Here is a 23,782-nt window from a genome sequence, read left to right on the forward strand (position 1 = left end):
TTGCGACACGTCAAGACGAAAGAGTAAAAAAACGAAAAATCAAATTTGTTGCTACGGTGAGAATCACGTACCTTGGTTTCTAGAAATCGGCAGGCAACATGGTCCTTTAACGGATAAAAGGTATGACATGGCGAATATATTAACGAATAACAAAGTCTCCTGTCCAAAAAGATTGTCAGTTAACCAATTTTCTGGACCCTTAACACACGAAAATGGCAAACCAAAAAGATTTAAATATAGCGATACTTATCGACGCAGATAACGTGTCGTACAAAAAAATAGCCGGGATATTAAATGAAGTGAAACGATATGGTATCCCTACGATAAAAAGAATATACGGAGACTGGACAAGTCCCTATGTCGAGAATTGGAAAGACAATCTACTTACGCACGCAATTACACCGATCCAACAATACGGTTACACTCAAGGTAAAAACTCGACAGATTCCGCGTTAATTATTGATGCTATGGATATACTACATTCCGACAGAGTCGATGGTTTTTGTATCGTTTCTAGCGATAGTGACTTCACCCGTCTGGCAACCCGATTGCGAGAATCCGGTAAACTTGTTATCGGTATCGGAGAGCGGAAAACACCAAAACCATTTATATCCTCTTGTGATAAGTTTATCTATGTCGAAATCCTCGAAAAAGATGATTCAGAGAAAAAAATAAAAAAGAAACCTATAACTCCTGAGCCCAAGTCGCCAAACAAAACAGAGAACGATAACCTTAGCTTAGGTGAAGATACGTTACTTCTACTAAAAGATGCCGTAGACGATACCGCAGACGAGAGCGGATGGGCATTTCTCGGGGAGATCGGAAGCCTTATAATCAAACGTCAACCCGATTTTGATGCCCGAAACTACGGCTTTGAAAAAATATCGCATTTATTCAAATCCATGAAAGGTGACTTTGAAATCGATGAGCGAACGACGGAAAAATCAAAAATCAAACTATATTACATTCGTAATATCATCGAACGTCCTAATATCTCCGAAGAGACACCGAAAGTTCTAGACTCGGTTATCATCCCATCTACGGGAAATCAAATTACGGCGGAGGACGTCCGAAAGAATCAGATCAGAATTACCAAGGAATTTAAACATCTCTTCCCTAGTCGCACAAAAAAGATCAAAGTTCGTATTAAAAGTGAACACGAATGTACTTTTTCACGACATCGCGACCGCTCCTACGTATTAAATCTCGGCAAACCCGCAGCAACAGAATTGGAGCTTCATGAAGGAAGCTCATACAGGCTAACGAAGTACGAAGATCAAAGTTATAGCATCGAAAAGCTAATTGGTAAAATTACCTAATTCAACAACTCCTAACTTTACATCATGCTTGAAAATATTAAACCATCGACGACTGGATTTGCAATTATTGGTACAGGTGCGATTGCGCATATACATGCTACAGTAATTCAATCCATCCCAGGGGCAATTCTAATCGGTGTATATAACCGTACAGTCTCCAAAGCTCAATCTTTTGGAAATCAATATGGATGCATAGCCTATAATAACCTCCAAGAGATGCTTGAAGACCAGCGAATATCGGTAGTCTGTATCTGTACAGCATCAGGAGCTCATCTAGAACCCGCAATAGCTTGTATCAACGCAAACAAACATTGTTTGATCGAAAAACCTTTAGAAATTACCGTCGAACGTTGTAACCGAATTATCGATGCTGCCAAAATAAAAGGAGTACGTGTAGCAACTATATTTCCTTCTCGTTTTCACGAAAGCAGCTTACAAGTCAAACAGGCGCTCGACGACGGACGATTCGGTGAACCGGTCTTAGGTAGTGCCTACGTAAAATGGAGTCGTGAGGATGCTTATTACAAATCTGCTGCTTGGCGCGGTACATGGGACTTGGATGGCGGTGGCGCATTAATGAATCAAGGAATTCACGCACTGGATTTATTACAATGGTATATGGGGCCAGTCGAGTCCGTTTTCGCTTACGCAGCCAACAGGCGCCACAAAAACATTGAGGTTGAAGATACTATCGTCGCTAGTATTAAGTTTAGTAGTGGCGCGATAGGCAGCATAGAGTGTACCACAGCAGCCCATCCCGGTAGTTTAAAAAAAGTTGAAATCGTCGGCACAACCGGCTCGGTCGTTCTGGAAGAGAACAACATACTCAATTGGCAGTTTCAAGACAGTTCCGAAACGACACAATCGGCGCCTATTTCTGTTAGCAATGCGCAAAAAAAAGGAGGTGCTGATCAACCAATGAATATTAGCAGTCTAGGGCACCAACTACAGATCGAAGAATTTTTAGCATCATTAGCCATGGGTACACCATCACAAATAGAAGGAAAAGCTGGTATAAAATCCGTTGCAATAATTACTGCAATATATCAAAGCGTACAATCTGGGCTTCCTGTTTCATTGGAAAAGTCAATTAGCTAATTTCTTTTAGATCAACTCGATTAGATTAAAAGAATTACCTTGAATATTTTCGATCAAAACATTTATTTTAGATCGATTTAATATAAAAGGTGACACTACGCTATTTTTCTCTCTACCAGAGGTAATGAAATAACTTCCTGATTTTCAACGAACTTTACAAAGTCACCGTAGTCGCTTCGACGAATTCTTGGAAGTGAAACACAATAAATCAACAGATCAAGGAATTCGAGAAATGCATTTGTTCCATAAAAAAGAGCGTGGTATAAACTCCCTTGCTGGTTAATTTCTGACGGATGAGGATTTTCACAACATCAGTCTAATGTATTGTAAGAGAAAATATGAGGGACCTTGGACGCTATGAAGTTACGAGGATCCTGATGATGTCGGTAAATTAGAACACCCTATATACGCGACGTAACCAATATTGCACCCTATATGCGCGTTGGACTTATGCCAAATGTTATTGGAACCATTAATTTGTATAGTTCAGGAGCTACCGATCCGCTGCTTAAAAACTTGATCTCATTAAAAACGAAACTCCAGACATAACCGCTTTCTTGGAACCTTTTTACGAAAACAAATATAAACATCCAAGACCGGAACTGCTTCGATAAACGAACAATTATACCACAAAAATAAAACATTGTATATCAATTATTTAACTACATAACTAACAAAAAGGTAAAAAAAATACAACATTTTGGGATCACCGACGTTTTAATATAAAGAGACAATAATAATGTTAATTTCCATTCAAAGGATTAACATCAAAAATAAAGGCTCTTTAAGGTATCTAAAAAAGAATAGACAATGGGTTTATTCACAAATAGAAACAGAGAAACGAGAAATAAAAAGGATGCCAAAATTTAAAGAGTTGAGAAAGGGTTTAGAATTATCTAAACCCTTTCGTATTTTCAGATTTTTTTTCTGTTTAATCTCTTTGTCAAATCCCTATTTGATTTAATTTCAATTCTACTAGCTTAAGAGATAAAAACAATGAATTCGATAGATGTGCCTTAGAAAGTAATTCAACAATAAAGAATAAGGTAAGAATATCGACAATATTTAATAATTTGTTTACATTGAAAAATATATTTTCTATATTAGAAGACGGAAACAAAAACACAACCCTAATAAGCAAAGGTTTAAGCAATTACAAACGAAATCTCAAAAGAAACGAATTTACAATCTTCAAATGCTCGTCAAACAGTTCCGTTATTTTCCGCCGGACGTTTAATATGGCATAAAATTAGTATGTAATCTATCAATCTTAAATTTAAATATAATGAACAAAGCAGACTTGATTAAGCACATTGCCAGCGAGGCTGGAATTACGCAGGCGCAGGCAGAAAAAGCCGTAAACAGTTTCACAGGAGCAGTAACATCATCTTTATCACAGGGTGAGGCCGTAACATTAATTGGTTTCGGAACTTTCGGAATTTCTGATCGTGCAGCACGTAATGGTAGAAATCCTCAGACTGGCGCTACTATTAAAATAGCAGCTAAGAAACTTCCAAAATTTACCGCTGGTAAAGCCTTAAAAGAGGCTGTTGATAGCCCTAAAAAAGGAAAGAAAAAGTAAAAAATTGTAAAATAGGAAGCGTAAGCTTCCTATTTTTTTCTCCGCCAATAAATTTCCTACGGTCATCCATGTTACGATCCGCTAATTATTCTAGCGGATAGAAAATATCCTTACTTAGTTATATCTTTAAGACAATTTAAATTCGGTAGATTTGTGTACCAAAACATCTATACCGGTCAAAAATTTATGATAAAACTAGTATCCAACTTTTTTGTACTCTCCTTGATGACAATCAGTAGCATCGCACAGGAAAATGAAATTCCCAAACGAACAAGAGATTATGGTATTAGAATTGGCATCCTCCCCACAGGAAAATTAAACGCAATTACGGACGTAAAAGGGGTACGAGTTGGCCATGTCACACTAATCCAGGGAGATTCAATTCATACAGGAGTGACAGCAATCCTACCACATCCGGAAAACATCTTTCAACAAAAAGTACCCGCGGGACTATTTATAGGCAATGGCTTCGGCAAAATGTCTGGTATAAGCCAAATAAAAGAGCTTGGAAATCTAGAAACCCCTATTATCCTAACTAATACATTGAACGTCGGCACGGCCATGCAAGCGGTCGTGAAATATACTTTGTCTCAACCAGGTAACGAAACTATTAAATCCGTCAACGCTGTGGTTGGTGAGACCAATGACGCTACATTAAACGATATCCGGGGCTTTCATGTGCATGAACAAGATGTCCTTGATGCAATCCAAAGTGCAAAACCGGGTATAGTAGAAGAGGGTAACGTTGGCGCGGGTACGGGAACAGTCTGTTTCGGTTTTAAAGGTGGAATTGGGACGGCCTCTCGTAAGCTACCTGACAAAATGGGTGGTTACACAGTGGGGGTAATCGTCCAAAGCAACTACGGGGGGGTCTTGCAGATTAATGGCGTTCCGATAGGAAAAGAACTACGACAATTTTCATTTTCTAATTCGTTGCTGAATAATGTGGACGGTTCCTGCATGGTAATCATTGCCACCGATGCCCCGTTATCCGATCGCAACCTTGAGAGATTAGCCACACGCTCTTTTTTAGGACTAGGTAAAACCGGAGGGATCGCTTCAAACGGTAGCGGAGAATACTTTCTAGCCTTCTCTACTCACAAGTCCGTTCGTATCCCTCATCAACCGACAAGCACTATTCTCGACCAAAAGACACTTCACAACGATGAGTTGTCTTCTTTATTCATGGCAGCTATTGAGGCCACTGAGGAAGCGGTAATCAATTCGCTATTTACTGCGCGAACAGTTAATGGATATCAAAAAACAATTCCTTCGTTACCGCTGGATAAAGTGATCCAGTTAATGAAAAAACACAACGCATTAACACCTGTTAAAAAGAAATAAAAAGAATAACAATGGATACACCAAAAGTGATAATAAACGGGGAAATATACCCAGGAGACAAAGCCTTCCTAAAAATAGATGATTTATCTATTGTAAGAGGATATGCTATATTTGATTTCTTTAAAACGATAGATGAGACCCCAATATTCTTAGAGGATAACCTAGATCGATTTTTCTCTTCGGCAAGTCAAATGGACCTAACCGTACCTTTTACCCGACAGCAAATCCGCGAACAGATTCGGGCATTGATGATTACCAACCAGATTCCCAATTCCGGCATTAAGTTATTACTCACCGGAGGATACAGCCCAGACGGTTATTCGCTCTCGACATCGAATTTAATAATTACGCAGTCGAAACTAACGAGGAATTTATCCACCGAAAAAAGTGGGATGCGTTTAATTACTTTCCCTTATCATCGTCCTTTCGGCACTGTCAAGTCAATCGATTATGTTATGGGGATACACGCTATGAAGAAAGCGAGAGAATTAGGGGCTGATGACGTAGTATATGTACAAAACAACCTTCTTTCTGAATGCCCGAGAGCAAACATATTTTTAGTCGACGAACATGGAACACTCATAACACCAAGCAGCGATGTGTTAGCTGGAATCACCCGTAAGTACGTTCTTGCCGTTGCTAGCAAAATTTGTCAAATAGAAATAAGGGATGTAACCATCGCAGATATGAAAAATGCGAAAGAAGCATTTATAACAAGTACAACTAAAAACATTACTCCAATCACGGCGATTGATAACACGGACTATGGCCCCACACCAGGGCCAATCAGTCTCCAACTGCAAGCGGCACTAGAGAAATTAATTTTCGAAAATAAAGGTCTCTTAAAACAAAATTCTTAATTAGTAGAGGGCCGATTATAGCTCCCATACAAAAAAGCATCTAGCCGGAGTTTAGATAGACTATTTTTACTATGCTGTTCCGACTTTCTGCAGGATGTTTGTTTTTGTCAACTGTTAGGATTCGGCAGTTTTATTTATTTTTTTTGTGTTATTGAATTTCTTTTTTCGATTAGTCCGAAAACTAGATGGCTTTGTACCACCCTTTTTAATACTCGGTTTATATTCGGGTCCCGCAGAAAACCCCTCCGGTAAGGGCATTTTCGGAATTTCCTTTTCTATCAACCTTTCAATACGTGAAAATTTCCCCTGATCTTTTTCGTTAATAAACGTAATCGCTGTTCCCGTAGTCGCAGCACGAGCCGTCCGTCCTACCCTATGTACATAATCTTCCGGATCTGGAGGTACGTCATAGTTAACAACTAAGCTTATACCAACAATATCAATCCCCCGTGAAATGACGTCGGTACCAACTAACACCTTCAGTCGCTTCGCTTTAAATCGGTGCATAATTTCCTCGCGCTTAACCTGTTCCAAATCTGAATGGAACCCTTCAACTTCTAAACCTGCCTTCGAAAGCTCCCGCGTAAGTTTTTTTACAATCTCTTTCTTAGAGGCAAAAACAATCGTACTCAAATATTTTGGATCGTTTAGTATGTGCTTAATAAGTGCGTTTTTTTGCTCATCATACACCATATAAGCTTGTTGGTCAATACCGTCAGAAGGCTTAGAAATCGCCACATTGATTTCTGCAGGCGATTCCAATATTTTTTTAGCGAGTGTACGGATCTTCGGTGGCATTGTCGCGGAGAACAATAGACTCTGACGCTTTTTGGGAAGATAGCTAATGATACGCATAATGTCGTCATTGAACCCCATGTCCAACATACGATCAGCTTCATCTAGGACAAGATGTTCGATATGGCTAAAATCAAATTTTCCGGAAGACATATGTGCGATTAAGCGACCTGGAGTAGCCACAATAATATTTACTCCATCACGCATAGCGCGTTTTTGCTGTTCATAGCCAATTCCGTCTCCTCCACCATACACGCATATCGATGTTGCTCCAGTAAAATATCCGAAGCCCATGATTTGTTGATCAATCTGCATGGCTAATTCTCGTGTAGGAACAAGGATGAGTGTATTCACTTCTTCCTTTTTGTTCAAAGAAATTTTATTAAGTATTGGCAGCAAGTAAGAGGCTGTTTTTCCAGTACCTGTTTGGGCACAAGCAATCAAGTCTTGTTGTTTTAATATTATTGGGATAGTCTGTTCTTGGATAGGGGTTGCATCTGCAAAGCCCATACTATCTAATCCCTCTTCAAGCGGCTCAGAGAAGCCAAATTCGCTAAATTTCAAAATATTCTTATCGTTTGCCTTAAAAGTAAACTAATAATCTTAAATACACAACTATTTCAATATTAAGAATCAAGCCAGCTAAATTCGAAATCAATGAGCTTAAGTAGAATATTTTCTAACCTACCGGTATACAAAAAAAAGATCCCGTATTAATGAGTTAGCATTATACGGGATCTTTGTTACTGAGTTTTTTACCGGTTGTATTACTTAGCGTCGCGCTCTTCGACAAATTTTGTAAATAACGGTTTTTGTTCGTCGCTTAACTGTTCCGCAATTTTAGCATCTGCGGACGCCTTTAGGCTAGCTTTCTGCTGGTCCATTGCGTCTGCTGACAGTGTGGTGTCCGCCTTCAGCGCGGCTTTCGCTTGTTTATGTTCTAAAACTACATCATAAATGGCGCTCTGTTGTTCACTAGTTAAAGTCAACTTTTCCGTTAATTTCTCAACGGTGGCCTTCGCTTTCTCCTCTGGTGTACCTTCCTGAGCAAACGTTAATGACAACGCAAATAGGAAACTTAATCCCGTTAAAATTAGCTTTTTCATCCCTTTGTTATTTTTAATGTGTTAATAATAATCTTAAAATTATAACCTAACAACGAGCAACTTTGTATAAAGTTTGATCATTTGTATCCTCTTTGTTACAAATTAACATTATTTAACAAAACCTTATCGATTTTCGATATAGCTATATTGTGGAACAACAAAAGACTATGTCGGTCTATTCCGAAAACACGAATTCCAAATCCGATATTAGATCTTCTGCATCTTCAATACCCACCGATAATCGAAGTAAATTATCGACGACACCAACACGCTCGCGGGTGTCTTTAGGTATAGATCCATGTGTCATTGTAGCGGGATGATTAACCAAAGATTCAACTCCTCCTAGAGATTCTGCTAAGGCGAATATCTTAAATCGGGAGGCAAGACGAAATGTTTCCTTCAAATCCGCATTTTTCAACACAATGGATACTATCCCCCCAAAATCACGCATCTGCTTTTTTGCAATCTCATGCCCAGGATGATCCACAAACCCCGGCCAATATACTTTCTCTATTTTAGTGTGTTGTCTTAGATACTCCGCGACGAGCTTTCCGTTTTCACAATGCGCCTTCATTCGCACAGGCAGGGTTTTTAAACCCCTTAAACATAAAAATGCATCTTGCGGCCCCGGCGTTCCTCCACAAGCGTTATAATAAAACCACAATTGCTTATATAAAGTGGGATCATTAAGAACTAAAGCTCCCATAACGACATCAGAATGTCCATTAAGATACTTTGTCGCTGAGTGAACAATGATATCTGCACCTAATGCCAGAGGGTTCTGTAAATACGGCGACGCAAATGTATTATCGACGACGTGAAGAAGATCATTAGCTTTAGCTATACTACTCAAGGCACCTATATCAGCGATTTTTAAGGTTGGGTTGGTTGGTGTCTCTACCCAAAGCATTCTTGTTTTCTCGTTTATAGCATCATTTACTTGAGAGAGATCGGATAGATTAACAAATATAAATTTGATGCCGTAGTTCTGATACACCTGTGTAAATATTCGATAAGATCCACCATACAGATCATCGCCAGCTATAACCTCGTCGCCCGGTTTCAAGGATCTTAACACCGTGTCAGTCGCCGCCATACCGCTGGAAAAAGCAAGCCCGAATTGTCCGCCTTCAAGAGCTGCCAAACAATCCTCTAGTGCTCTCCTTGTTGGATTTGTTCCACGAGAATACTCAAACCCTTTGTGGTTCCCCGGTGATGATTGCCGATAAGTAGATGTTTGATATATCGGAGTCATGACCGCGCCAGTAGTGGGATCTGCAGGCTGCCCCGCATGGATCGCCTTTGTCGCAAATTTATAGTCCATCTTTATCATTTTACGTTAAAATCTTATTGTAATTACGAATAATGCAACCAAATTTAACGAAATATGCCGCATAAGCAACACAAATAACCGTGTTTCGTAACTAACTAACAAAAGGGGTTTAGCTAAAATAAAACTGGGTTGGGAAATAGATAAGTATATTGAAGCTCCTGTGTAATCCGCTCGCCAAGCACAACTTTTTGGAAGCCGTCTACGTTGTCAAAAGAGGATGGAAGATTAAAACCATATTTGTTCGCAGACGCATAAATAACATCCCGTTTAGACGGATGTTCAGGACACACGACATTATACAAGCTCATTTCTAGATCGCTCGTAAAACCGAGGTAAAGTAATTCAATAACGTCGGATTGATGAATAAAATTCGCCTTTTGATAGCCCGTCGAGCATGGTTTGTCTTGAAAATATTTAGCAAATATCCGATTTTGTCCAAACAATCCACCTAAACGATAAATAATCGTTCGACTGTCCTTTAACATAAAATGTTCTGCCGTCAATAAATTACTTGGGTCAGTTATTACAAACTCTTCGGTAAACTCTCCGGATACGTCTGGATATACCCCTACAGAGCTCAAAAAAATATTCTTTTTAAACGTGATCGATTGCAACAACGACAAAACATGCTTAAATCTTTGCTGGACGGTGCGTGGATCTAAATTCCGAACTGCTGGAATACTCGTCAGTACGTAATCAAAAGACGAGGGAAGATCAGTTCTATTAATCGCATTTTCAAAATCGATCATAAGAGCATAAATGCCTTCATCACGCAGACGTCGGCATTTATGCTCTTGAGTAGTTGATGCATAGACTCGATGGCCACGCTGTTGCATTTTTTTTGCGAAGGCCTCCCCTATCCAGCCACAACCTAATATTAGAAATGTTAACCCCAAACCTTTCGAAATTAATAGGCTTTGGCAAAAAGCACTCTATTTTTCGACGGCTTTCCTGTAAAAATACACACCCCTTCTTCTTGTTTCACGTCCAAAGGGATGCATCGAATAGTTGCTTTTGTTTCGTCCTTTACTCGCTTTTCTGTTTCGACAGTTCCGTCCCAGTGGCAGGAGATAAAACCACCTTTGTTCTCGAGAACTTCTTTAAATTCCTCATAAGAATTTACCTCAGTTATATGACTATCACGAAAATCAAGGGCCTTTTTGTATATATTTTCTTGAATTATACCTAACAAATTCTCTATTGTCACTGACAAACCTTCTTGAGAGACAGTCTCTTTAGACTGTATATCACGACGTGCAAGTTCAACTGTCCCGTTTTGCATATCGCGAGATCCTATAGCAACGCGCAATGGAACACCTTTCAATTCCCACTCTGCGAACTTAAATCCTGGACGTTGTGTATCTCTATCGTCATACTTAACAGAGATATCCTTTCCTTTTAATTCTCTAGTAAGCTCACTTACATATGCATCAAGCGTCGCTTTTTCTTCTTCAGTTTTATAAATAGGAACAATGACAACTTGGATAGGTGCTAATTTTGGCGGCAATACAAGGCCTAGGTCATCTGAATGTGCCATAATCAGGGCACCCATCAGACGCGTAGAAACGCCCCATGACGTTGCCCATACATGTTCTAGTTTACCTTCTTTAGACGTGAATTTAACGTCAAACGCTTTGGCAAAATTTTGTCCGAGAAAATGCGATGTCCCCGCCTGCAGCGCTTTACCGTCTTGCATTAGAGCTTCGATACAATAAGTATCTAAAGCACCAGCAAAACGTTCGTTTTCAGATTTTCGGCCACGGATAACAGGCACTGCCAATGTGTTTTCTGCAAAATCTGCATACACATCGAGCATACGTTCTGCTTCTTCGATTGCTTCCTGCTCGGTGGCATGTGCAGTATGCCCTTCTTGCCAAAGAAATTCTGCTGTACGTAAAAACAGACGAGTACGCATTTCCCATCGCACGACATTCGCCCACTGATTAACTAAAATAGGTAGATCACGATAAGACTCGATCCATCCCCTATATGTGTTCCAAATAATCGTTTCAGATGTCGGACGAACAATAAGTTCCTCTTCTAGTTTTGCTTCTTCATCAACAACAATATTTCCATTTCCGTCATTTTTTAAGCGATAATGGGTAACAACAGCACATTCAGTCGCAAAACCCTCCACATGGGAAGCTTCTTTAGAAAAAAATGATTTTGGTATAAACAACGGAAAATAGGCATTTGAGTGACCCGTTTCTTTGAACCGTTGATCAAGAATCGCTTGTATCCGCTCCCATATACCATACCCATAGGGCTTAATGACCATACATCCTCGCACTGCTGAATATTCAGCCAAATCCGCTTTAATTACTAAGTCATTATACCACTGTGAATAATCCTCACCGCGACTTGTTATTCCTTTTCCCATTTAATTAGTTTGTTATACTTGTATCAAATTATGTATTTTTCTCGTCTTATTGCAAAAATCTTGATGTGCATTTGACTTTTATTTATATTTTTGATTAGAGGTTAAACCTCCTGTAAAAATACGCGTCTAAGATAATAATAAAGACTGTATTAACGAAAGTTTTAACTGAAGTGATTGCTATGAAAACAAATAGATTATTATTCGGAAGTCTTACAGTAGCAGCGATTTTCGCACTAAGTTCCTGTTCGACAAGTAGGCAGGTCGCCTACAAAGACGATGTGTATAATAATCAATCCAAAGCTCCTAAAGATTATCAGAGTCCGGATTATTATTATACGGATGGACAAACTCAAGAACAAGAAGAGCAATATTTAGAAAATGAATATTATGCAGACGAATATTCAGACGAGGAATATGTTGAAGGCTATAATTATGACGAAAATTTAGAATACGCGAACCGTATCAACCGTTTTTATTATGCTTCCCCCGTTATGGGATATTATGACCCTTGGTTTGATCCTTGGTATGGATATGCCGGATTCGGAATAGGTTGGGGATTTGGATCTGGATGGGGTTTAGGCTTCGGTTGGGGATATCCTTCTTATGGTTTTGGTTACCCTTATTACGGCTATGGTTATGGCGGTTGGGGATACCCTTATTATGGATACGGCTATGGTGGCTGGGGATACAATTCTTGGGGACACCCGTATTATGGATATAATAACTATCATGGTGGTTACTATGGTGGAAATCGCCATAGTATTCGTCCCGCAAACTCATCAGTACGTTCAGCATCTCGTTCTTCTTACAACTCCCGCGTAGGAAATTCAGCAAGGACTACCAGAACAACCGGTAGTCGAGTTACACGCGATAGCAATGGTAGAATACTGACGGGTAGAGCCGCAAGTAGAGCCGGAACCGCGCGATCAACGGTGGGATCATCAACGCGGTCACGTACTTCTGAAGGAAACGTAACGCGCAGTAATACCGGTAGAACACGTAGTTCAGCGGTTGGTAGCAATAGGAACACGCAAGGTCGTACAAATATTGGCCGGACGCGCTCAACGAGCCGACCGACCTCAGGTACTGTCGGTAGAACACCAAACGGTTCGTCACAACGTTCTAGAGTTGGAAGCAGCCGTCCTGCGACACGCCCTACCGGTGTATCGCGTCCAACGAGCAGCGCACCAAGTAGGTCGACAATTTCATCTGGAGGTGGTGCAAGAAGTTCCGGTGGTGGAGCAGTCCGCTCATCTGGTGGAGGCGGACGGAGACGATAAGCTTATCTAAAAAATATTGAATAGCCAATATATATTCTATTGGCTATTTTTTTGAATTCAACAAACAGATTTATGCAATTAAAACACATACTTTTCACTTCTTTATTAGTTTCAGGATTAACCTTCTCAGCACAAGCGCAGTTTGTTGGCGACGCGCTTACGTTCTCCAAAGAAAACAATGGTGGTACCGCTCGATTTAGAGGCCTAGGAAATGCCAACACCGCTTTGGGGGGTGACTTAAGCTCGATCACTGGAAACCCAGCTGGTCTTGGCTTTTTTGGACAATCGGACATATCCATTACAGCCAACTACAATAACGCGAATAACAAAGGAAACTACTTTGGGACTGGCACGAAAAAAGGCATCGGCCAATTTGATATCGATCACGCAGGTTTTGTTTTTCACTACCCTCGTAATGAAGGCTATCAAGGTTGGCAAAATTTCAATATAGGATTAGCCTATGAAAAAACAAACAACTTCAAAAATAATATTCGCTACGAAGGAGTAAACCCAAACAACACGATTGTTAGTGCATATACAGATGATATCGCCTATTATGACGACCAAAATTATGCCCGGGATTTATCGAACATGAAATTAATTGAAGGTTTTCAAAATTCTAAAGATGGTTATTTCCCAATAACCAACGAAATGAACGACAAGACACAGGTAAGTGACGTCCTCACCCACGGGTACAACTCTCGTACAGCACTCGCTTTTGGCGCAAATTATAACAACAAATTATACATCGGAGCAAACATTGGCTTCACATCTTTCCGCTACGAAAGTTCCAGTCAATTTTCAGAATATGGATGGACAAAAGATCGCGCGACAATTATTGCTGATAATCCGAACTCTACGTTTGCAGATCCAACACATGCCGATTATGACTTTGTTGAAGCCAATTATGAATTACTAGATGACTACTACCAAGTGTCGGAAGGTAGCGGTATCGATTTCAAACTTGGAGCTATATATAAGCCCGCGGTAGATTGGAATATTGGTGTAACTATTTCTTCACCTACTTGGTTAACCGTTGACGATTATACGGAAAGCTATTTAGGGGTTGATTATTTCGACAGTGAAGAAGCAACAACGGCATTCAGCTCAAAAGAATTAACCAGCACGCCAACAGAAGATAGCTATAAACTAGCAACACCTTGGAAATTTAGTGTAGGTGCAACAAAATTCTTCAGTAGAGGTTTACTAACAGCAGATGTTGAATACATTGATTACGCTAGCATGAAACTAAGAACCATAAACAGGAACAGTTCGATAGAAGATGGCTGGAACTCAGATGTTAAAGCATCGTATCAAGGGGTAGTAAACGCACGTGTTGGTGGAGAATTACTTCTAACCAACATCCTGAGTGGACGTGCTGGCTTCAATTATTATGGAAACCCTTACCAAAATGCCGAGAATAAAGAATACAGTGGGAGTTTAGGACTAGGGGTTAAATTATCGAACACAATGTATTTAGATCTAGCGGTGGTCCATCAAATTAATGAATACAGCGTTAGCCCATACACAATTGACCAATTCTGGGGTACACCTAGCCCGGTCGCCGATATTAAATTTCAACGCACGAATGCTGTGTTGACTTTAGGTGCTAAATTTTAAATATGATCTTTCCTTCCGAGTTTTACCAAACAGATCACAGTGACTCGGAAGGAAAAATTAAACTATCCCCATAACCCAAGCCTCCCCTACTAACAGGAAAAACTTCTCGCTACTGTCTTATCCGACGTCAAACCGCGAGGGCCCATGCGATATAGAAACATCTAAGTTATATTTCCTTTAATCCCATTTGACTATTCGGATGTTGGCTTGAGTATACGTTTGCGTACAAATAAATTATAGTTCTCGTGTTTAACAACATATACTTCTTCACCAGCATCGATAAATCCATCAAGGGCAACCGCATCGTACCAAACACCTGCAATTTCAATCTTACCACTTGGGCGTAACACTGTACGGGCAACACCGATTTGGTCGATTAGTTCCGCTTTGCGCTGCGAAGAAGTGAAACCCACATCAGATTTTTGTTCATCTTCTAAAACCAAGCGCTTAAATGCGCGAGAACGAAGAATATTTTTCCCGAAAATGACCATCAGAACAACCGAAAGCACCATAGCACCGGTAACAATCAAGAACGAATTAACTAACAGGCCTGGAGTTGTGAACTTAAAATCTAAAAAGTCATTATCTACCATAGAGAATGCTAAGCCACATAGGACAAGAATAATTCCTAAGATACCTGCAATACCAAACCCCGGAATAACGAATACCTCTAAGACTAACAGGGTGATGCCAATAAAAAAGATCGCAATTTCCCAATTATCAGCTAACCCCTGCAGGTAAAGTGGAGCGAAAAACAAGCTTCCACAAATTATTGCGATCACCAAAGCAAAGCCAATTCCCGGTGTTTGTAGCTCAAAATAAATCCCCCCGATTAAACCTAAGATCAAGATTCCACTCACCATTGGATTTATTAAAAATGATATCACCCGATCTATCGCCGTAACTTTATGTTCAATAACATTTTGCTTACTCACAGAAGCATGCTGATAAACTTCCTCTATATTATTTACTTCTGCCTTAGCAATTCCGGACGAAACTGCCTCACTAGAAGTCATTGTCAATAATTTTCCATCCGGCTTAAGATTAGGAATTGAGACCTCTGAATCTACGAATGCTTCAGCAATTTTTGGGTCGCGACCTTTTGCCTCAGCCGTTGCACGCATTAACCCACGCATATAAGATTGATACTTCTCAGGCATAATCTCTCCACTTTGATCAACTACACTCGCGGCCCCTATGCTACCACCTCTATGCATATAAATTTCGTCCGAAGCGAGTGAAATTAATGCTCCCGCTGAAGCAGCATTGTTATTAACATACACAATAGTTTTCATTTTCGAATTCAGCAAGCGGGAGCGTATCGAATCAGCAAAATTTACAGCTCCACCAAATGTATTCATTTCAATAAGAAAAACATTTGATTTATTCTGAATAGCATTCTTATAGGCCAGATCGATTGTTCGCCAAGCATTCGGACCTATCTCTTCTTTTAAATCAACCTTATAAACAACCTGTCCGCATACAAACGAAACTGTCAACAGAGATGCGAAAATAAAAGCCAAAAAGGATTTCTTCAATTTGTTCATATTAAAAGGATAATCGTTTTTTAATTCATTTTGATGACTCAATATACGACATAATTTTCACTTTCTCACTGACTAAAAATATAGCTTAAAAAAACGCCTAGTAGCTATTTTTTTCTTAGCATAAACTTAGATTTAACATAATTACCAGCATAAAACGAAAAACACCAATTTCAATTCCAAGCTTTTTTCACTCCATTATAACTGATCGTTGTGTTAATGTTAGACCTTTACTATCTTTACAGTCTCATATTGCTATGTGTTTTATCATTTCTTGTCTTAATACTTAGATTTTGATTTGACACTCAATTATAGTCACATTTTTCCGCTCTCTATAAAGAAGGTGATTTAAAACAGTTAAAGTGAAAAATACAGGATATACAATTTTGAAAAAATTTGAAACTACTTTTCCGACGCAAATTTGGAAAATTGTAGTCGATCCTATCTTAAAACAGTTGGCCGTAGAACTGCGAGATCAAGATAGTACATTACCGATCATTCACGTTTTAGATTTTAACGGAACCGCGTTAGTTAGCGGAATGAAAATCAAAGAAAAAGACTGGACTTTAGAGGCACTACAACATCAAACAGTAATTTTAAAAAGGATTGGCGACACACACCCTATAAAGGAAGGTATTCAACTTATGAATTTTCAAGGGGATGTGCGGTACATCTCTAATGAGTTTACATGGGTGGAGACCTGTCAGGATTTTATAAAAATAAGACACCGGAGTTTTCAAACCGGCTTTGAAGAGTATATAGATATAGCTAAGGCAAAGAAGATCCGTGGTCAATCGGAAATTTGCGAATCGTACGCTTCGGTAATTAAGATGCCTATACAATATACAGGTCCGCTCCCTCCCTACTTAAAAAATTTAGCGATAGAGGATTTCCCGTGGGTTAGCAAAACTCAGAATAAATTTCTTTGGTCTGTTCACATCAAAGAAAACGAAGATTACAATTTAAACCTTTATGTTGCAGATGAATCAAACATCTTGCAGATACATCGTCTACTTAGTAGTATGCCAAAAATGATTCCACAACCGTATTTCCAAGTGGCGAATCAAATATTCTTAATGACATATAATAAGCGAGAAATTGTATCGTATTTAGTATAATTGCACCGTATGAAAAAAAAAGGAGCTATTTCAAGCTGTATTAAACTGGGTTTGATAGGTGTCTTGTGTTCACCATTATTTTTAAGTGCCAAACACTTAAATACAAAATTTGACAAGTTAATCGACGACGTACAGCAGGTTTCAATTACCCCCGATTCTATCGGAACTGAAATTATCAATAACGAAATTTTCATTATCCACCGCGTTGAATCAAAAGATACTTATTATGCTTTAGGTCGTCGTTATGGCGCCAAAGTGAATCGAATTTTAGAAGAAAACAACAAAAAGAACCTCAAACCAGGAGATACAGTCAAAATTCCAACAGGTAGACGGCCGCAGCCAGTTCTCACTTCAGTAGCGCCAAAAGGTAAAAAACAAGAACAGCAAGACCAGGATCCCGCTCAAGTGCTTACAGAATATAAAGTAGGGCAAAAAGAGACCTTATATACCATTTCGAAGCGTTTCAACACCACAGTCAATAATATCAAAAAAATGAACAAGTTGACTTCAGACAGTTTGCAAGAAGGGCAAGTTCTAAAAATTCCCGATTCCGACTACCGTGCTCCTGAACCCAAAACCCCAATCGTACCTGTTATCATTGACACAGTATCTGTCGCAGAACAAAACGTCAAGGATCTTGGTTTCGAAACCAACCGATATGGAATTCGCGAGAAAAAAGAAAAAGGAATAGGCATATGGATGGAAAATCTTGAAACCGATGGCAAAAGCAACCTTGCGTTACATAAGTCGGCGCCCATAGGTACTATTCTAAAAATAACAAATCCGATGACACGTAATGTAACTTACGCGAAAGTCGTAGGCAAGTTTAAAGAAACACAAGAAACACGTGATGCAATTGTCGTTCTTTCCAAATCAGCAGCGTCATATATCGGTGCTTTAGATCGAAGATTTTTAATTGAAATTGCATATGGCGTGCCTCTAGATTAATTTTTAATTATCTTTGCATCGATGAGCAAACCGTACGTTATTGGAATCGCAGGAAGCAGTGGTTCGGGAAAAACATTTTTTTTAAAGAGCTTTTTGAATCATTTTCACCAAGATCAAGTAACATTGATTTCCCAAGATGACTATTACATACCCGCGAATACCAAAACTCGCGAAGAGAATAGACTATATAACTTTGATTTGCCTACGGCAATCAACAGAGCCTCTTTTTATCACGATATAAATGAGCTCTTTTCTGGAAACGTAGTCTATCGGGAAGAATACACTTTTAATAACCCCGATATTAAGCCAAAAATGCTCGAGATTAAACCTGCACCGATTCTTATCGTAGAGGGATTATTCATCTTCTATTATCAGGAAGTGAACCAACTACTCGACTACCGAATCTTTCTAGACGCAGACGAATCCGTCGCATTAGAGAGAAGACTCCGAAGAGATTTAATTGAACGTGGCTATGATCACGACGACGTCATGTATAAGTGGATTAACCACGTAGTTCCCTCGTATAATGAGTACCTATTACCATACAAAGACTCTTGTGATTTAGTTATTATCAACAATACCGATAGTCCGAAAATCATTGACGATGCAGCAAATAACATATGCACGGCAATAAATAACAATAATTCTAACAGTATATTTATTTAAATTCATTCTAAACAACTATCTTTGCAACAATGGACGCCTTGATAGAATGTAATTTAGTAATACTTGAAGATAACAATCCCTTTTTCGAAGAATTAAAAAAGGGACTAAAAAATCATGCTGATTCGCCCTGCTGTATCTTTAAGAAGTGTTGCAAAAAATACAAAAAAGGGAAACGTTGTAAAAAGTGTCCTGATAGATAGTTATCGTTTATATCAGACTTCTACATAATCCAAGTCTTTGTCAAAGCTTTCTTTGAGTTGCGAGATAGCGAACATCGCAATGCTCGATAACAATATAACAACTATCATTGCTGCATAAATAATCCCTACTAATGGAACAAGCCATCCGTACAGCAAAGTAGAGGGTATAAGCGCTCCGCGGACAACATTGGGAGCGGTAGTTGCTACTGTTGCCCTAAGGTTAGTACCAAATTGCTCTGCAGAAATGGTTACAAATGTCGCCCAATATCCGGCCCCCAGACCCATCAAAAATGCAAGTACCATAAACTTCAACTCGGTGATGCCTGTACTCGTCAAATACAACATTGAAAATATAATAATTAATACCTGAAAAATAAATACGACTTTCCTTCTCGATTTAAGCCACTGAGCAAGAACACCTGCAGCAAAATCTCCGAGAGAAATTCCAAGATAGGTAAACATCACCCCTTTTCCAGCACTAAGTGGTACCGCTGCATCTAGCGCCTGCCCGATCTCGGGAGCCTGTGTGACCAAAACGCCTACTACAAACCAGATTGGTAGCCCAATGCATAAACAATAAAAATAACGTAATGCCCGCCCTGAATTATTGAACAACATCAACAAATTACCCTTAGGGACATTCTTTAGATTTTGCTTTTGATAAATACCTGATTCATAAATGCCCACACGGAGCAATAGCAGGCAAATACCCATCAATCCTCCGACAAAATACGCCGTACGCCAACTAAACCATTCAGAAATATAATACGCTAATATGGCACCTAACACCCCTATCCCAGCAACAATCATCGTTCCATAGCCGCGTTTACTTTTATCCATGCTCTCGCTAATCAAAGTTATCCCCGCGCCCAACTCACCAGCTAAACCAATGCCGGCAATAAACCTTATCCAGCCATAAGTTGTCACATCTTGGACAAACCCATTGTATATATTAGCGACTGAATACAATAAAATAGATCCAAAGAGCACTTTTAATCGCCCAAATTTATCGCCAATCACTCCCCAGACAACACCACCCAGCAGTAATCCTGCCATTTGCATATTCAGTACATATTCACCCTCGGTTCGCATCTGCGAAACGGCAACCCCTAAATCCTCAAAAGATTTAACACGTACGATCGAAAAAATAATTAGGTCGTATATATCGACAAAATAGCCCATAGATGCTACTAATACTAAAAGCCAGACTCTCGCGGGTTTTTGGGTGTTCTTCATAACTCAAAATCAACGTGAATTTACAATCTATTAACAATTATTGCAATCGCCAGATAATATAAATACGTGCGACCCCTATCTTTGCGTTATGCGACTTCCTCCAAAAGCACTAAAATGGGTATTACGATTTTATCCTCCATTCTTTTTTCAAAGGATTTGGATACGGAAAGTCCACCCAGACTTCCAACAGATGGATATCAAAATCACGAAAAGTTTCCTGAATATGAATGCGAACAAAACAGTTTTTGGGGGTACTATGTTCGCCGCAGTTGATCCTATTCACACGCTCCTACTGGATCAATTATTAAAACGAAATGGGATTACCAATACCGTGACTTGGTTAAAATCCGCACAAATAGAATATCTAAAACCAGCTAGAAGGAGCCTCCTTTTCTCAATTGTATTAAGCGATACAGAGGTTCGGGAAACGATATTAAAAGTATCCCAACAAGGTAAAATCATAAAAACCTTTACTATCGAAATTAGGGACAAAAGCGGGCAGCTGTGCGCACGATCCCTGAATGAAATCTATATCCGGGATTTGACCTTCGAGTATAAAAAAGTTAACTTCGAATCCAACAAATATTAAAAATATGAATAAATCAATATTATCGTTTGCTTCTATGACATTATTGGTGTTCGGAGCATGTCAAAACATCGAAAACAAAAAAAATGATCCAAGTGCGATCTCTGCCCAGTCTATTGCTGTTCATGACGAAATAATGCCCCAAATTACTACTTTTGACAAGCACACGGTGCTAATCGACTCTCTTTTAGGGAATTTAGCAGCAGTGAAAAGTCAAGATCCCTCTATAGACACGAGCGAGGTCCGTAGTAGTCTTACGGATTTGAAGGTTGAATTAGAATCGGCAACAGACAAAATGATGACTTGGATGAAAGACTTTGAGCCTGATAGTAACGAAACCTCCTATCAACAAGCACAGTTAGATACCATATCTAATCTAAAAAATACTTTTTCCAAAGTATCCCAAGATGCGGATCGCTTTTTAGCACCTTATAAAAAATAAAAAAATGACAATTCCATTTTCACGCCAATTATTATTAAGCTTTTCTATAGCTTCCTTGTTTTGGAGCTGCGACGATTCTCAAACTAAAAAATTACCTATTATAGGTGAAAGAGATGTCCAGGAGAGCATTGTAGAAGGAGAAACTGTAGTTGATACGATTTATCATCAAATACCCCCTTTTGAATTTTTAAATCAAGATAGTGTCGTAATTAGCGATAAAAATTTCAATGATAAAATTTACATAGCCAATTTTTTCTTTACCCATTGTCCCAGCATTTGTCCCACAATGCAAAGAAACTTACTTTCTGTCTACAATAAGTTTCAAAACGATGATCGGGTTTCTTTTTTATCGCACAGTATCGACTTTAAATATGATTCGCCGAGTGTTCTTAAATCGTATGCAGAAAAACTTGGGGTAACCGATACACGATGGCAGTTTGTAACAGGTAGCAAAAAAGATATTTACGGAATTTCAGAGAAATATTTAGTATATAGCAAAGAAGACTCTACCGCGCCAGGAGGTTATGACCATCAAGGATTTTTAGTGCTCATCGATAAGCAGAAACGCATACGTGGAGCATACGATGGCACCGTCCAAGAACAAGTACAACAACTAATCGTTGACCTAGATATTTTGTTGAACGAGAAGTAAAAACCGATCCGATGCGAAATACAAATTTGACACTCCTTGGAATTTCCCTAATCGTGATAGCTATCGTATTTGCGTGCAAACCAAATGTCAGTATTAAAACAGCACAATATGCGGCTAACGGTCAAAAGTTGTATGCAACACATTGCCTGAATTGCCACGGCGCTAAAGGGGAAGGGTTGGGGAAATTATACCCTCCACTCACAGATACAGCATTCCTTTCGATAAATCGAGCTAAGCTAGCCAGTATTATTAAAAACGGAATGAACGAAACTATTAATGTGGATGGAACTACGTACGTCGGCCCGATGCCAGGTGTACCCTCGTTAACTGAGATTGACATTGCCTATATATTGACTTACGTTACAACCACATTCGGAGAGGACACAAAAATATTTAGTGAACAAGAGGTTCGAAACAGTTTATCGGTATCTGAAAAATAACAAAGGTTTCCAAACGGGGAGAATGGAAACCTTTTCACTAACCAATTATAAACCTAATTATGATACTCCAAAGGTAAGTGTACATCTAACACAAAACAAGACCTCGACTATCATTTAACGAAGATTTAACAATCACTTTCCTTTTACATAACATAACCCGAAAGACCTCGGTTTATAACAAAAAACTGACAAACTAGTTTTCAAAAATTTATTACTTTTGCTACCGAATGAACATTCAATTACTTGATAAAAAGGTAGCGATTTTCGAAAGCACGCTTTCGCTCGTCTACAAGCACGGTTTTCACGGTGCGCCCATGAGTCAAATCGCCGCGGACGCCAATGTGGCCACCGGTACGATCTACCATTATTTCTCTTCAAAGGAAGAATTGATCATTGAGCTTTTCATCTATTGTAGAAAAAAAACAAATGAGTACATCTTTTTTAAGGATGAAAAACTGAGCTATAAGGAGCGATTCGCGTATATCTGGAACAGATTGGTCGATTATTATGTTAAAAACAAAGAAATCTTCTGGTTTGTCGAACAATTTTACGCTTCGCCTTATTATCAACTTATTAGCAACAAAAAAAGTCCAAGCTATTATGGTGTAGATAAAATGAAATTATTTTTTGAAGAGGGAATCCAATCAAAAATGATTCGTAAAATCAACTTTTACACTTTGGTATCAATTTATATCGGCACCGCAACGTCCCACGTTAGATTGATAACTTTTGGATTCAACACTTCGTGCAAAAATGATCGCGAAGAGTTGCTTGAAATTATTTGGAATGCTGTCAAAAATCAATAAAATGAAATTTAAACAAACCGCCGTATTACTATTACTGACAACCTGTTTTTCTGGGTTTGTTCAGGCGCAAACCGAGCAGACGTCAAGCCCTCTTAGTGCGAACGCTACATTGGATGACTTAATTAATTACGCCCTCAACAATAAAATAGAGTTAAAGCAAGCCGAGATAGATAAAGAAATCGGTGAACGGGAGATCGCCTCTGCAATTTCTGGTTGGTATCCGCAACTTAGCGCTACCGGATCATATATACACAATATCCAGATTCCGACGACGGTCATCGATGGAAACACCATTACTATGGGACAAAAGAATACCAGTGCTTTAACGTTTCAAGCCGACCAAAGTATACTCAGTCCAGAATTATTTCAAGCTTCACGGGCGGCAAAATATATACGTGAACAAAATAATCTTAATCTTGAGGACACG

The 23,782-nt window shown here is 39.1% G+C and carries 22 protein-coding genes and 1 pseudogene; 16 read left to right on the plus strand and 7 right to left on the minus strand.

Annotated elements, in window-relative coordinates; translation table 11 throughout:
- The first annotated feature begins 212 nt into the window (after window positions 1–212).
- The 5 genes from HP439_RS08350 to HP439_RS08370 all read left to right on the plus strand — a co-directional run bounded on the left by HP439_RS08350 (window position 213) and on the right by HP439_RS08370 (window position 6,203).
- Window positions 213–1,319, plus strand: coding sequence for an NYN domain-containing protein (locus tag HP439_RS08350; protein WP_172389884.1), 1,107 nt, complete (start codon window positions 213–215; stop codon window positions 1,317–1,319).
- A 24-nt stretch (window positions 1,320–1,343) separates the two neighbouring features.
- Window positions 1,344–2,417 (plus strand): Gfo/Idh/MocA family protein, encoded by a 1,074-nt coding sequence (locus tag HP439_RS08355; RefSeq protein WP_172389885.1) that lies wholly within the window; start codon window positions 1,344–1,346, stop codon window positions 2,415–2,417.
- A 1,285-nt stretch (window positions 2,418–3,702) separates the two neighbouring features.
- Window positions 3,703–3,999 (plus strand): HU family DNA-binding protein, encoded by a 297-nt coding sequence (locus tag HP439_RS08360; protein ID WP_172389886.1) that lies wholly within the window; start codon window positions 3,703–3,705, stop codon window positions 3,997–3,999.
- A gap of 186 nt (window positions 4,000–4,185) precedes the next feature.
- On the plus strand, window positions 4,186–5,343 hold the full coding sequence (locus HP439_RS08365) for a DmpA family aminopeptidase (RefSeq protein ID WP_172389887.1): 1,158 nt from the start codon (window positions 4,186–4,188) through the stop codon (window positions 5,341–5,343).
- Window positions 5,344–5,354: 11 nt separating this feature from the next.
- Entirely contained in the window at window positions 5,355–6,203 is an 849-nt protein-coding gene (locus tag HP439_RS08370; RefSeq protein WP_172389888.1) for an aminotransferase class IV, read from the plus strand.
- A 114-nt stretch (window positions 6,204–6,317) separates the two neighbouring features.
- Here the strand turns inward: HP439_RS08370 and HP439_RS08375 are convergent, their stop codons facing one another.
- The 5 genes from HP439_RS08375 to proS all read right to left on the minus strand — a co-directional run bounded on the left by HP439_RS08375 (window position 6,318) and on the right by proS (window position 11,817).
- Window positions 6,318–7,562, minus strand: a complete 1,245-nt coding sequence (locus HP439_RS08375; RefSeq protein ID WP_172389889.1) for a DEAD/DEAH box helicase — start codon at window positions 7,560–7,562, stop codon at window positions 6,318–6,320.
- A gap of 203 nt (window positions 7,563–7,765) precedes the next feature.
- The gene (locus tag HP439_RS08380) at window positions 7,766–8,104 is read right to left on the minus strand and encodes a hypothetical protein (RefSeq protein WP_172389890.1); all 339 of its coding nucleotides are present in this window, start codon (window positions 8,102–8,104) and stop codon (window positions 7,766–7,768) included.
- Between the two features lie 175 nt (window positions 8,105–8,279).
- Complete coding sequence (locus tag HP439_RS08385; protein ID WP_172389891.1) at window positions 8,280–9,428, minus strand: cystathionine gamma-synthase; 1,149 nt, start codon at window positions 9,426–9,428, stop codon at window positions 8,280–8,282.
- A gap of 122 nt (window positions 9,429–9,550) precedes the next feature.
- The gene (locus HP439_RS08390) at window positions 9,551–10,333 is read right to left on the minus strand and encodes an NAD-dependent epimerase/dehydratase family protein (protein WP_246229305.1); all 783 of its coding nucleotides are present in this window, start codon (window positions 10,331–10,333) and stop codon (window positions 9,551–9,553) included.
- 11 nt (window positions 10,334–10,344) lie between these two features.
- Window positions 10,345–11,817: a proline--tRNA ligase gene (gene proS, locus HP439_RS08395; RefSeq protein WP_172389892.1), complete on the minus strand. Its 1,473-nt coding sequence runs from the start codon at window positions 11,815–11,817 to the stop codon at window positions 10,345–10,347.
- A gap of 179 nt (window positions 11,818–11,996) precedes the next feature.
- Here proS and HP439_RS08400 point away from each other — a divergent pair, with 179 nt between their 5' ends.
- On the plus strand, window positions 11,997–13,097 hold the full coding sequence (locus HP439_RS08400; protein ID WP_216657799.1) for a hypothetical protein: 1,101 nt from the start codon (window positions 11,997–11,999) through the stop codon (window positions 13,095–13,097).
- A 72-nt stretch (window positions 13,098–13,169) separates the two neighbouring features.
- A complete protein-coding gene (locus HP439_RS08405; protein ID WP_172389894.1) occupies window positions 13,170–14,717 on the plus strand; it encodes an OmpP1/FadL family transporter in 1,548 nt (515 codons plus the stop codon).
- A gap of 191 nt (window positions 14,718–14,908) precedes the next feature.
- On the opposite strand, the gene HP439_RS08410 is transcribed toward HP439_RS08405, so the two are convergent.
- Complete coding sequence (locus tag HP439_RS08410) at window positions 14,909–16,264, minus strand: NfeD family protein (RefSeq protein WP_172389895.1); 1,356 nt, start codon at window positions 16,262–16,264, stop codon at window positions 14,909–14,911.
- Window positions 16,265–16,623: 359 nt separating this feature from the next.
- On the opposite strand from HP439_RS08410, the gene HP439_RS08415 reads away from it, so the two are divergent.
- From HP439_RS08415 to HP439_RS08425, 3 genes are read left to right on the plus strand one after another with little or no spacing between them, the layout of a single operon-like run.
- Window positions 16,624–17,379, plus strand: coding sequence for a hypothetical protein (locus HP439_RS08415; RefSeq protein WP_172389896.1), 756 nt, complete (start codon window positions 16,624–16,626; stop codon window positions 17,377–17,379).
- Window positions 17,380–17,388: 9 nt separating this feature from the next.
- On the plus strand, window positions 17,389–18,327 hold the full coding sequence (locus tag HP439_RS08420; RefSeq protein ID WP_172389897.1) for a DPBB and LysM peptidoglycan-binding domain-containing protein: 939 nt from the start codon (window positions 17,389–17,391) through the stop codon (window positions 18,325–18,327).
- Window positions 18,328–18,348: 21 nt separating this feature from the next.
- Window positions 18,349–18,993 (plus strand): uridine kinase family protein, encoded by a 645-nt coding sequence (locus tag HP439_RS08425; protein ID WP_172389898.1) that lies wholly within the window; start codon window positions 18,349–18,351, stop codon window positions 18,991–18,993.
- A 212-nt stretch (window positions 18,994–19,205) separates the two neighbouring features.
- Here HP439_RS08425 and HP439_RS08430 read toward each other — a convergent pair whose 3' ends face one another.
- The gene (locus tag HP439_RS08430) at window positions 19,206–20,429 is read right to left on the minus strand and encodes an MFS transporter (protein ID WP_172389899.1); all 1,224 of its coding nucleotides are present in this window, start codon (window positions 20,427–20,429) and stop codon (window positions 19,206–19,208) included.
- A gap of 88 nt (window positions 20,430–20,517) precedes the next feature.
- Between HP439_RS08430 and HP439_RS08435 the strand changes: the two genes are divergently transcribed.
- The 6 genes and pseudogenes from HP439_RS08435 to HP439_RS08460 form a co-directional block, all read left to right on the plus strand.
- On the plus strand, window positions 20,518–21,018 hold the full coding sequence (locus tag HP439_RS08435) for a DUF4442 domain-containing protein (RefSeq protein WP_172389900.1): 501 nt from the start codon (window positions 20,518–20,520) through the stop codon (window positions 21,016–21,018).
- 4 nt (window positions 21,019–21,022) lie between these two features.
- Complete coding sequence (locus tag HP439_RS08440; protein ID WP_172389901.1) at window positions 21,023–21,457, plus strand: transposase; 435 nt, start codon at window positions 21,023–21,025, stop codon at window positions 21,455–21,457.
- 4 nt (window positions 21,458–21,461) lie between these two features.
- A complete protein-coding gene (locus HP439_RS08445) occupies window positions 21,462–22,109 on the plus strand; it encodes an SCO family protein (RefSeq protein ID WP_172389902.1) in 648 nt (215 codons plus the stop codon).
- Between the two features lie 11 nt (window positions 22,110–22,120).
- On the plus strand, window positions 22,121–22,549 hold the full coding sequence (locus HP439_RS08450) for a c-type cytochrome (RefSeq protein WP_172389903.1): 429 nt from the start codon (window positions 22,121–22,123) through the stop codon (window positions 22,547–22,549).
- Between the two features lie 227 nt (window positions 22,550–22,776).
- Entirely contained in the window at window positions 22,777–23,355 is a 579-nt protein-coding gene (locus HP439_RS08455; RefSeq protein ID WP_172389904.1) for a TetR/AcrR family transcriptional regulator, read from the plus strand.
- Between the two features lies 1 nt (window position 23,356).
- Window positions 23,357–23,782, plus strand: a pseudogene (locus HP439_RS08460) (TolC family protein); the annotation flags it as partial.

It is taken from the genome of Sphingobacterium shayense, assembly GCF_013179575.1.
In the GTDB taxonomy this organism is placed as follows: Bacteria; Bacteroidota; Bacteroidia; order Sphingobacteriales; family Sphingobacteriaceae; genus Sphingobacterium; species Sphingobacterium shayense.